Below are 10,492 nucleotides of genomic sequence, written 5' to 3' on the forward strand. Positions count from 1 at the left end.
AGCGGTGAGCGTCCTCGTAGTCGGCCTCAGCCACAAGAGCGCGCCGGTCGCGACCCTGGAACGCGCCGCGGTCAGCGGAGACACGCTCGGCAAGCTGCTCAGGGACGTCGCCCACCTGCCGGACATCGGGGAGGCTTTCGTCATCTCCACCTGCAACAGGGTGGAGGTCTACGCCGAGGTGCACCGGTTCCACGGCGCGGTCACCGGGGTGTGTGAGCTGCTGGCCCGCTACTCCGGCATCCAGCCAGGCGAACTGACCGGAAGCCTCTACGTGCACTACGAGGACCGCGCGGTCCAGCACCTGCTCGCCGTGGCCAGCGGGCTCGACTCGATGGTCGTGGGCGAGGATCAGATACTCGGCCAGGTGCGGACGGCGCTCAGGGTCGCGTCCGACAACGGGACGCTCGGCAGGTCGCTGCGCGACCTCGGCAGGCTGGCCCTGCGAACGGGGAAGCGGGCCCGCGCGGAAACAGGGATCGACCGGCTCGGCATCAGCCTGGTCAGGGTCGGGATCGAGTTCGCCGCGGCCGCGCTCGGCACGGCCGGGGCGAACGGCCGGCCGCTCGCCGGGCGCGACGTCCTGGTGGTCGGGGCGGGCGCGATGAGCGGGCTGGCGGTCGCGACGGCGGCACGCTCGGGCGCCGCGCGCATCGTCGTGGCCAACCGCACCCGCGCCCGGGCCGAGCGGCTCGCGGCGGGTGTGGGCGGCGAGGTGGCCGATCTCGCCTCACTTCAGGACGCCATCGCAGCCGCCGACCTGGTCATTTCCTGTACGGGGGCGTCGGGGCTGGTAGTCGCCGAGCCGGTGGTGCGCGCCGCGTTCGGGCTTCGCGGGGCACGCCCGCTCGTCCTGCTCGACCTCGCCATGCCGCACGACGTGGACCGGGCGGCCGCCGCGCTGCCGGGCGTGAGCGTGATCGGCCTGGCTGAGCTGCGCGGCAGCGGCGGCGTGGCGGTCGGCACGGAAGAGGTGGCGGCGGTCCGCGCGATCGTGGAGGAGGAGTACGCCGCCTACGGGTCCGCGGTCCGCGCCGCGCGGGTGACCCCCACCGTGGTGGCGCTGCGCGCCAAGGCGGCGACCGTGGTCGACGCGGAGCTGGCGAGGCTCGCCGGGCGGCTCAGCGAAGACGGGCTGAGCGGCCGGGCGCTTGAAGAAATAGCCCAGACCGTGCAGCGAGTGGTAGACAAGCTGTTGCACGCACCGACGGTCCGGGTAAAGGAACTCGCGTCCTCGCCAGGCGGCGAAGAGTACGCCGCCGCGCTGCGCGTCCTCTTCGACCTCGACCCGCGTGCCATCGAGGCGGTGACGCGTGCCGATGTCGAATCCCCGAACGTGGCCGATCAGGAGGGGTGTCAGTGAAGGCGGTAACGCTACGGCTGGGCAGCCGCCGGAGCCCGATGGCCCTGGCGCAGTCCGGCGAGGTGGCCCGGCTTGTCACTGAGCGCACCGGCCGCCCGGTGGAGATCGTGGGCGTGACCACGCTCGGCGACGTCAGCAGGGAGCACCTCACCCAGATCGGCGGCACCGGGGTTTTCGTCAGCGCATTGCGGGAAAGCCTGCTCCGCGGGGAGGTGGACTTCGCGGTGCACTCGCTCAAAGACCTGCCGACCGGGGCCGCGCCGGGTATCGCGCTTGCCGCCGTCCCGGCTCGCGACGACCCGCGCGACGCGCTGGTCGGGTGGCACGGGGCGAAGCTGGCCGACCTGTCGGCCGGGGCCCGGATCGGAACCGGGTCGCCGCGCCGCGCGGCGCAGCTCGCGCTGCTGCGCTCGGACGTCAACTGCCTGCCGATCCGCGGCAACGCGAACACCAGGCTGGCGGCGGTTCGCGACGGAGAATTCGACGCGGTGGTGCTCGCCTACGCGGGGCTTGCCAGGATCGGATGCGCGGATCTGGTCAGCGAGGTCTTCGAGCCCGACGACATCGTGCCCGCGCCGGCCCAGGGCGCGCTGGCCGTGGAGTGCCGCGCGGCGGACACCGAACTGGCGGCGCTGCTCGCGACGGTAGAACACGCCGCGAGCAGGGCCGCGGTGACGGCCGAGCGCAGCCTGCTTGCCGCGCTCGAGGCGGGGTGCAGCGCGCCGGTCGGCGCGTACGCGGCCGGAACGGACCGGCTGCACCTGCAGGGCGTGGTGCTGGGCGGGACTGCGGTGGTTCGCGAACAGGGGGAAGCGGACGCGGGGGACGCGGCGCGCCTCGGGCGCGAGCTGGCGGCGCGGATGCTGGCGCTCGGCGCCGCGGGCCTGATAGGCGCGAAGACCGACAGGGATCCGGCTGGTCCGCGCCACCAGGAAGGAGGAGCGCATGACTGACATGGACGGCTGGGTCGCGTTCGCCGGCGTCGGCCCTGGAGACGAAGCCCTGCTTACCATGCGCGCGATCCGGCTGCTCGGCGCCGCGGACCTCGTCGTGGCAGAGCCCGAGGTAGCGGACCGGCTCCGCCACCTGATCAGGCCGGACGCCCAGGTCGCCGAGCCCGCTGACGTGGCGGGAACGGCGCGCACGCTGCTGCAGGCGGCCAAGGCCGGCGGTCTCGCCGTCCGGCTGTACCCCGGCGACCCGCTGCTGAGCGGCGCGGTCGGCGAGGTCCAGGCGTGCGCGAACGCGAAGGCGCGGTTCGAGATCGTCCCAGGCGTTCCCGCCGCCACCGCCGTGCCTGGCTACGCCGGCATCCCGCTGACCAGCGAAGGTGGCGGCGAGCTGCGGGTCATCTACGCCGCCGAGGCCAGCCAGGTCAGCTACGGCCCCGGCACGCTCGTGGTGATCGGGGCGGAAACGGCCCCGCAGGACCTGGGGAAGATGCTCATCGCGGCGGGCTGGCCGGACGTGACGCCATTCGCGATCACCTGGGACGGCACGACCACCGACCAGCAGACGGTCGCCACCACCCTCGGCCGGATCGGGCCCGACCTCAAGGCGGCCGGGGTGACCGTGGCGACGACACGCGGCGGCGCGGTGGCGGTCGTGGGCGCCGCGGCGGCCACGGCAGGCCGGTTCTCCTGGTATGAGACCAAGCCGCTGTTCGGCTGGCGGGTCCTGGTGCCGCGGACCAGGGAGCAGGCCTCGGCGGTCTCCGACCGGCTGCGCGAGTACGGCGGGGTGCCCGAGGAGGTGCCCACGATCGCGGTCGAGCCGCCGCGCACCCCGCAGCAGATGGAACGCGCCGTCAAGGGCCTGGTCACCGGCAGGTACCAGTGGGTGGCGTTCACCTCGACCAACGCGGTCAGGGCGGTACGCGAGAAGCTCGAAGAGTACGGCCTCGACGCGCGGGCCTTCGCCGGCGTGAAGGTGGCGGCGGTCGGCGAGCAGACGTCGGCCGCGCTGCGTGACTTCGGCATCCGGCCAGACCTGACCCCGGAGGGCCAGCAGTCGGCCGAGGGCCTGGCCGACGCGTGGCCGCCGTTCGACGACCTGCTCGACCCGATCAACCGGGTGCTGCTGCCGCGCGCGGACATCGCGACGGAGACGCTCCTGGCCAGGCTGACCGACCTGGGCTGGGAGGCGGAAGACGTGACCGCTTACCGCACGGTGCGCGCGGCGCCGCCGCCGGCGCCGATCAGGGAGGCGATCAAGGGCGGCGGGTTCGACGCGGTGCTGTTCACCTCGTCGTCCACCGTCAGGAACCTGGTCGGCATCGCCGGCAAGCCGCACGCCGTGACGGTCATCGGCGTGATCGGCCCGCAGACGGCCAAGACCGCCGCCGAGTTCGGGCTGCGGGTGGACGTCACCGCGCCCAGGCCGTCGGTCACCGCGCTCGTCGACGCGCTCGCCGAATTCGGCGCGGCGCAGCGGGACGCGGCCGCCGTGGCCGGCGAGCCGCTGCGCCGCCCGAGCGAGCGCCGCCGCGGCGCCCGCCGCAGGCTGCGGTGAGCTCGCCGTGACCGCTGGATTCCCGCAGGTCCGGCCGCGGCGGCTGCGCGGCACGCGCGCGCTGCGCGCCATGGTGGCCGAGACCGCGCTGCGCCCCGCCGAACTGGTCCTTCCCGTGTTCATCAAGGAGGGCATCAGCGAGCCGCAGCCCATCAGGTCGATGCCTGGCGTCGTGCAGCACACGAGGGAAAGCCTGCGCAAGGCCGCCGCCGAGGCCGCCGAGGCCGGCGTGGGCGGCATGATCGTGTTCGGGGTCCCGGCGGAGAAGGACGGGCCCGGCAGCGCCGCCGACGACCCCGAGGGGATCTCGCAGGTCGCGATCGGCGACATCAGGGCGGAAGCCGGCGACGACCTGGTGGTCATCGCGGACCTGTGCCTGTGCGAGTACACCGACCACGGCCACTGCGGGATCGTCACCGCCGGGGGCGACGTGGACAACGACGCCACGCTGGACCGCTACGCGAGCGTCGCCGTGGCGCAGGCACGAGCGGGCGCGCACATGGTCGCGCCAAGCGGCATGATGGACGGGCAGGTCGCGGCGATCAGGAAGGCACTGGACCAGGCGGGCTTCACGAACACCCCGATCTGCGCCTACTCGGCCAAGTACGCGTCGGCGTTCTACGGCCCGTTCCGCGAGGCCGCCGAGGGCGCGCCCAAGTTCGGCGACCGGGCCACCCACCAGCAGGATCCGGCCAACGCGCTGGAGGCGGTCAGGGAGGTCGAGCTCGACCTCGCCGAGGGCGCCGACATCGTGATGGTCAAGCCGGCGCTCAGCTACCTCGACGTGATCAGGCGGGTTGCCGACACGGTCCGCGTGCCGGTGGCCGCGTACCAGGTCAGCGGCGAGTTCGCCATGGTCGAGGCGGCGGCGGCGAACGGCTGGGTGGACCGCGAGAAGGCGATCGCGGAAACCCTCACCGCGATCCGCCGGGCAGGCGCGAGCGTGATCCTCACGTACTGGGCGACGGAGGTCTCCCGCCGCCTCCGCTGAGGCCCGAGCCGCCACCGCCCGGTTGCGGTGCCGGCGATCTCAGATAGTGGGACGGTGTCGGCCACTTAGGACCCGAGCGGCATGTTTTTTGTCCGGATTATGCGGTTTTGTCCCTGCGGCTTGGGTCCTATGTTGTCCGGGCGCCCGGCCCGCCGGCCCGTCGGCCTGCCGGCGCCCCCCCGCCCGGCTTGGCGCGCGTACGGCCGCCAGCTGGCGCTGTGCTCGGCCCGGCCGGCGTTGTCGCAGCTCCCGCGGATCAGCGCGGGTTCGTTCGGAATGATCCGCTGGGCGGAGTACGATTTCCGCTATCCCACCGACCGGCATGCCGCGGGTGCTTCGCATACCCGGACCGACGGGGTGGGAGGCAGCGGTGGACTACTAGGAGTCAGGGCCTGATGGTGACGATGATGCGGCGACGAGGCCGCCGCCGTGCGGCGCAACGGCCGCCCGCGCTTGGCGCGGCCGCGCTGGAATACGCCGCGATGGGCTGGCCGGTATGTCCAGGGGTGCATTCCAGCCGGGGGATCGACGGGACGCCTGAGCCTGGCCGGGCGTGTTCGTGCGACCGCGTCGGATGCCCGGCGCCGGGGGCGCACCCGGTGTCACCGACCTGGCAGATGCAGGCGACGGCAGACAGCGAGACGATTGCGAAGTGGTGGGAAGCCCGCCCTGAGGCGAATGTGATACTCGTCACCGGGCGGGTTTTTGATGTTCTCGACGTCCCGGCCCTGGCGGGCGCGGCGGCACTGGCAAGGGCGGCGGGGGCTGGCGTGGAGACCGGGCCGGTCGCGATCGCGGGCACCGAGCGGATGCTGTTCTTCGTCGCCACCAGGGGCGCGCCGGCCGATGAAGAGGAGTGGTGGTCCTGCGGGCTGGACAGCTCGCCTGACACCTCCACCCAGACCGAGTCGCTGCGCTGGCACTGCCGGGACAGCTACGTGCTCGCACCGCCCTCCCGGTACGGCACCGGCCAGGACGTACGCTGGGTGCGGCAGCCCGCGGGGAACCCGCTGCCTGACGCGCTGCGGCTGCTCGAGTTCCTTGTCGACGCCTGCGAGGGGGAGGGCAGCTGACCGTGCCGGACCGCTCCGCCGAGCTGTTCGCCCGTGCGCTTGAGCTGACGCCGGGCGGCGTCAACTCGCCGGTCCGCGCGTTCGGGCCGGTCGGCGGGGTGCCCAGGTTCATCGAGCGGGGTGCGGGCGCGTACCTGTACGACGTGGACGGCCGCCAGTACGTGGACCTGGTGTGCTCCTGGGGGCCGATGATCCTCGGGCACGCGCACCCGTCGGTGGTGGCGGCGGTGTCCGCGGCGCTCGCGCGCGGCACGTCGTTCGGCGCGGCCACGCCCGGTGAGGTGGAACTGGCCGCCGAGATCGTCTCAAGGGCGCCTGTCGAGCAGGTCCGGCTGGTCAACTCGGGGACCGAGGCGACGATGTCGGCGCTGCGGCTCGCCCGCGGCTACACCGGCCGGTCGCTCGTGGTGAAGTTCGCGGGCTGCTACCACGGCCACGTGGACGCGCTGCTCGTCGCGGCCGGGTCCGGGGTGGCGACGTTCGGCCTGCCGGACACGCCGGGCGTGACCGGCGCGTCGGCCGCCGACACCGTGGTGCTGCCGTACAACGACGACGCCGCGGTGGCCGGCCTGTTCGCCGCCCGCGGCGATCAGATCGCCTGCGTGATCACCGAGGCATGCCCGGCGAACATGGGCGTGGTCCCCCCGCTGCCAGAGTTCAACGCGCTGCTGCGGTCGCTGTGCGACTCCTCCGGAGCGCTGCTGATCATGGATGAGGTGCTGACCGGCTTCCGGGTCAGCGCGTCCGGCTGGTACGGCCTGGACGGGGTGCGGGCAGACCTGGTGACGTTCGGCAAGGTGATGGGCGGCGGGCTGCCGTGCGCGGCGTTCGGCGGGCGCGCGGAGATCATGTCCCGGCTCGCCCCCGCGGGCCCCGTCTACCAGGCCGGCACGCTGTCGGGGAACCCGCTCGCCACCGCGGCCGGCCTGGCGACGCTGCGGGCCTGCACGGCCGAGGTGTACGCCGCGGTCGACTCGTTCGCCGCCGCGGTGTCCAAGGCGGTGTCGTCGGCGCTCGCGGCGGCGGGGGTGCCGCATTACCTGTCGGCGGCGGGGAACCTGTTCACGGTCTTCCTCGGCCGCACCGGTCCCGTGACGAACTTCGCCGAGGCGAAGGACCAGTCCACCGCCGCCTACGCGGCGTTCTTCCACGCGATGCTCGACGGCGGCGTGTACCTGCCGCCCTCGGCGTTCGAGGCGTGGTTCGTCTCCGCCGCCCACGACGACGCCGCGCTGTCCCGGATCGCCGGCGCCCTCCCCGCGGCCGCCAGGGCCGCCGCCGGCGCGCTTGGCGCGTAGCGGTGGGTGCTCGCCTGAGCCGGTAAGCTGGCGGCGCCATGGCCCAGACAACCGTCGTTCACCTGCTCAGGCACGGTGAAGTCGATAACCCGAACGGCGTCCTTTACGGTCGCCTGCCCGGCTATCACCTGTCCGCGAACGGAAGGCTGATGGCCGCGGCCGCCGCCGATTTTTTCGCCGAACGGTCCGTGGCGGCTCTTTTCGCCTCACCGCTCGAACGCGCCCAGGAGACGGCCCGCCCGCTGGCCCGGCGCCTGGACCTGCGGGTCGTCACCGACGAGCGGCTGATCGAGTCGGGAAACGTGCTCGAGGGCAGGGCCGTGAGCCTGGCCGGCCTGGCGCTGAACCCCGTGAACTGGCGGTACCTGTGGAACCCGTTCCTGCCGTCGTGGGGGGAGCCGTATACGCACGTGGCGGCCCGGATGAGCGCGGTCATCGAGCGGGCGAGGCAAGCCGCGCCCGGCGGCGAGGCGGTGTGCGTCAGCCACCAGCTGCCGATCTGGGTGAGCCGCCTCGCCGCGGAGCGCCGGCGGCTGTGGCACAACCCCGGCACCCGCCAGTGCGCGCTCGGGAGCGTGACCAGCCTGACCTTCTCCGGCGAGGAGCTGAGCGGCGTTTCCTACGCAGTGCCGCCCCGGCGACAGGTCCGCGATCCGGATGCGGCACAATAGTCGGCGTACTACCCCCTGTAGGAGACCGTAAGGGACCGCCGGTGTTCAAAGCCAAGCGCCGGACGGTCGTCAGCGTGGCGGCCGTCGCTGCCGTGCTGCTCGCCGGCGCCCTGGTGGTCACGTTCACCCAGGGCAGCAGCGCGGCGAGCGGGGTCAGCTACATCGACGGCAACACCGACCAGATCGTGTACGCGGTGGGGCACCGCGCGCTCGCGCCCGACTTCACCGCGACCTCGCTGACCGGGGCGCCGATCAGGCTCGCCAGCTACCGGGGCGAGATCGTCGTGCTCAACTTCTGGGGCTCTTGGTGTGATCCGTGCCGCAGCGAGGGCCCGACGCTCGCGGTGCTCGCCGAGCAGTTCCGCTCGCAGGGAGTTTCCTTCCTCGGCGACGACGTCGGCGACACGCCGGCCAACGCGCTCGCCTACACCCGCAGCGTCGGCATCACCTACCCGAGCGTGAACGACCCCAGCTACACGGTGCTGCAGGAGTTCGGGCAGGTGGCACCGGTCAGCGACACCCCCACGACCGTGGTGATCGACCGGACCGGGCGCATCGCGGGCCTGGTGATCGGCGCGGTCAGCTACTCGGGCATGGTCACCATGCTCCGTGACGTGGCGGCGAGCCAATGACCGACGTGCACACGCCGCAGCAGGCGCAGGCGGACACAGACGCCACGGCTCCGTTCGGGACAAGCGAACCAGGACTGGACGGAACCGTCACCGGCGCTACGGCGGGACCATCCGCCGGCTGGCCGCGGTGGGCCTGGCGGCAGCTCACCTCGATGCGGACCGCGCTGATCCTGCTGTTCCTGCTCGCGCTCGGCTCGGTGCCCGGGTCGCTGCTGCCGCAGGAGGGCACGGACCTGGCCGGGGTGCAGCAGTACTTCGCCTCGCACCCGGCGCTCGCGCCGTGGCTGAACCGGCTCGGCCTGTTCAACGTGTTCGCCTCGCCGTGGTTCGCGGCGATCTACCTGCTGCTGTTCACGTCGCTTGTCGGCTGCGTGGTCCCGCGCACGTTCCGGCTCGCCGGGTCGGCCAGGACGCCGCCGCCGCGGGCGCCTCGCTACCTGCAACGGCTGCCGCACTCGGCCTCGTATCCGTCCGCGCTGGCGCCCGACGCGGCGGTCGGGGTGGCGGCGGCGGTGCTCGGCGGGCACCGGTTCCGGCTGCGGCGGCCGGGTGCCGCCGATTCCGGCCACTGGGTGTCCGCGGAGAAGGGGTACCTGCGGGAGGCGGGCAACCTGCTGTTCCACCTCGCGCTGGTGGGCGTGCTCGTGTCGATCGCGCTGGGCGGGCTGTTCGGCTACAAGGCGGACAAGCTGCTCGTCGAGGGGCAGGGGTTCGCCGACACGACGGCCGCCCTGGACGAGTTCAACCCCGGCCGGCTGGTCAGCGGATCGGACCTCGCGCCGTTCAGCCTGACGCTGAATTCCTTCTCGGCGAGCTACGAGGCGTCCGGCGAGCCGGCGGCGTTCCACGCCTACGTCACGTACTCGGCGTCACCTGGCGCTCCGGCGCACTCCTACGACCTGCAGGTGAACCACCCGCTTGCCGTCGACTCGGTCAAGGTGTACCTGATCGGGCACGGGTACGCCCCGGTGTTCCGCGTGACGACCGCGCGCGGGCAGGTGGTGTACGACCAGGCCACGCCGTTCATCCCGGCCAACACCGGCACGCTGCTGTCCGAGGGCGTGGTCAAGGTGTCGGCTGCCACGCCGTCGCAGCTCGGCTTCGAGGGCGTGTTCGTGCCGACCGCGGTGTCCGTGGGCGGGACGCTGGAGTCGGCGTTCCCCGCGCCCGACTACCCGGCGGTGTCGCTGATCGGGTACTCGTGCAGCGGCTGCCTGAACTCCGCCGTCCCGCAGTCGGTCTACCAGCTCGACACGACCGGCATGCGGCAGGTGACGGCCGCGCCGCAGCTGCTTCTTCCCGGCCAGAGCTGGACTCTTCCCGGCGGGGAAGGGACGCTGACGTTCGTCGGCTACAAGCAGTGGGTCAGCCTCGCGATCACCTACGACCCGGGCCAGCTTCCGGCCCTGGTCTGCGGGATTCTCGCGCTGGGCGGCCTGCTGCTCTCGTTCCTGGTGCGGCGGCGGCGGGTGTTCGTGCGGGCCGTGCCCGCGGTCGCCGGCACCGGGTCCGTCGTCACAGTCGGCGGCCTGGCCCGCACCGACGCCAGCGGCGGCTTCGAGGACGAGTTCGCCGAGCTGTCCGCCGAGCTGGCGGACGCCGACGCCGCGGCGGCCGGGCAGCCGCCGGTGTCGGGGGCACCGTCAGTGCCCGGCGCCCCGCCGGGCGAAGAACGTGAGCCTAACAACCAGTCAGAAACGGGAGCGTGAGGGTCGTGGCCGTCAACCAGGCATTGGCGCACGTCAGCAGCGACTTCATGATCGCGGCGCTGCTTATCTATTCGCTCGCGGTGCTGGCGTTCGCCGGCGACTTCGCGTTCGGCCGGCCGCGCCGGGCGGCGAGGCCCGCGCCCGCGGTCAACGCGGTCGCCGCCACGGAACTGGCGGCCGTCGGCGCGGCCAGTGCCGCGGGGGGCGGGTCGACGGTGACGGCGGGCGCTCCTGGCGCGGCGGGCAC

At 73.3% G+C, this 10,492-nt stretch carries 9 protein-coding genes and 1 pseudogene; all 10 read left to right on the forward strand.

The features are described from left to right. The first annotated feature begins 4 nt into the window (after nt 1–4). On the forward strand, nt 5–1,360 hold the full coding sequence (locus Q1N79_RS08695; RefSeq protein WP_300606548.1) for a glutamyl-tRNA reductase: 1,356 nt from the start codon (nt 5–7) through the stop codon (nt 1,358–1,360). Further along, nucleotides 1,357–2,313 carry a hydroxymethylbilane synthase gene (gene hemC, locus Q1N79_RS08700; RefSeq protein ID WP_300606551.1) on the forward strand — a complete coding sequence of 319 codons (957 nt, stop codon included), beginning with the start codon at nt 1,357–1,359 and terminating at the stop codon, nt 2,311–2,313. The genes Q1N79_RS08695 and hemC overlap by 4 nt, the downstream gene beginning before the upstream one ends. Next, nucleotides 2,306–3,871, forward strand: coding sequence for a uroporphyrinogen-III synthase (locus tag Q1N79_RS08705; protein WP_300606553.1), 1,566 nt, complete (start codon nt 2,306–2,308; stop codon nt 3,869–3,871). Before hemC ends, Q1N79_RS08705 begins: the two co-directional genes overlap by 8 nt. 7 nt (nt 3,872–3,878) lie before the next feature. Then, nucleotides 3,879–4,862 (forward strand): porphobilinogen synthase, encoded by a 984-nt coding sequence (gene hemB, locus Q1N79_RS08710; protein WP_300606556.1) that lies wholly within the window; start codon nt 3,879–3,881, stop codon nt 4,860–4,862. A 404-nt stretch (nt 4,863–5,266) separates the two neighbouring features. Continuing rightward, nucleotides 5,267–5,935: a bifunctional DNA primase/polymerase gene (locus Q1N79_RS08715; protein ID WP_300606573.1), complete on the forward strand. Its 669-nt coding sequence runs from the start codon at nt 5,267–5,269 to the stop codon at nt 5,933–5,935. Between the two features lie 2 nt (nt 5,936–5,937). Next, nucleotides 5,938–7,233: a glutamate-1-semialdehyde 2,1-aminomutase gene (gene hemL / locus Q1N79_RS08720; RefSeq protein ID WP_300606559.1), complete on the forward strand. Its 1,296-nt coding sequence runs from the start codon at nt 5,938–5,940 to the stop codon at nt 7,231–7,233. A gap of 38 nt (nt 7,234–7,271) precedes the next feature. Continuing rightward, complete coding sequence (locus Q1N79_RS08725) at nt 7,272–7,904, forward strand: histidine phosphatase family protein (RefSeq protein WP_300606562.1); 633 nt, start codon at nt 7,272–7,274, stop codon at nt 7,902–7,904. A gap of 41 nt (nt 7,905–7,945) precedes the next feature. Continuing rightward, nucleotides 7,946–8,536, forward strand: coding sequence for a TlpA disulfide reductase family protein (locus Q1N79_RS08730; RefSeq protein WP_300606564.1), 591 nt, complete (start codon nt 7,946–7,948; stop codon nt 8,534–8,536). Next, a complete protein-coding gene (locus tag Q1N79_RS08735) occupies nt 8,533–10,245 on the forward strand; it encodes a cytochrome c biogenesis protein ResB (RefSeq protein ID WP_300606566.1) in 1,713 nt (570 codons plus the stop codon). The genes Q1N79_RS08730 and Q1N79_RS08735 overlap by 4 nt, the downstream gene beginning before the upstream one ends. After that, a pseudogene (locus Q1N79_RS08740) lies at nt 10,242–10,492 on the forward strand (hypothetical protein); the annotation flags it as partial. The gene Q1N79_RS08735 and the pseudogene Q1N79_RS08740, both read left to right, overlap by 4 nt.

The organism is Trebonia sp., from assembly GCF_030042015.1.
Lineage (GTDB): Bacteria > Actinomycetota > Actinomycetes > Streptosporangiales > Streptosporangiaceae > Trebonia.

Bases quoted from the DNA above. Each gene is read 5' to 3' on its own strand.
- Q1N79_RS08705 (WP_300606553.1), top strand. From the start codon at position 2,306: ATGACTGACATGGACGGCTGGGTCGCGTTCGCCGGCGTCGGCCCTGGA.
- Q1N79_RS08735 (WP_300606566.1), top strand. From the start codon at position 8,533: ATGACCGACGTGCACACGCCGCAGCAGGCGCAGGCGGACACAGACGCC.
- Q1N79_RS08715 (WP_300606573.1), top strand. From the start codon at position 5,267: ATGATGCGGCGACGAGGCCGCCGCCGTGCGGCGCAACGGCCGCCCGCG.
- Q1N79_RS08725 (WP_300606562.1), top strand. From the start codon at position 7,272: ATGGCCCAGACAACCGTCGTTCACCTGCTCAGGCACGGTGAAGTCGAT.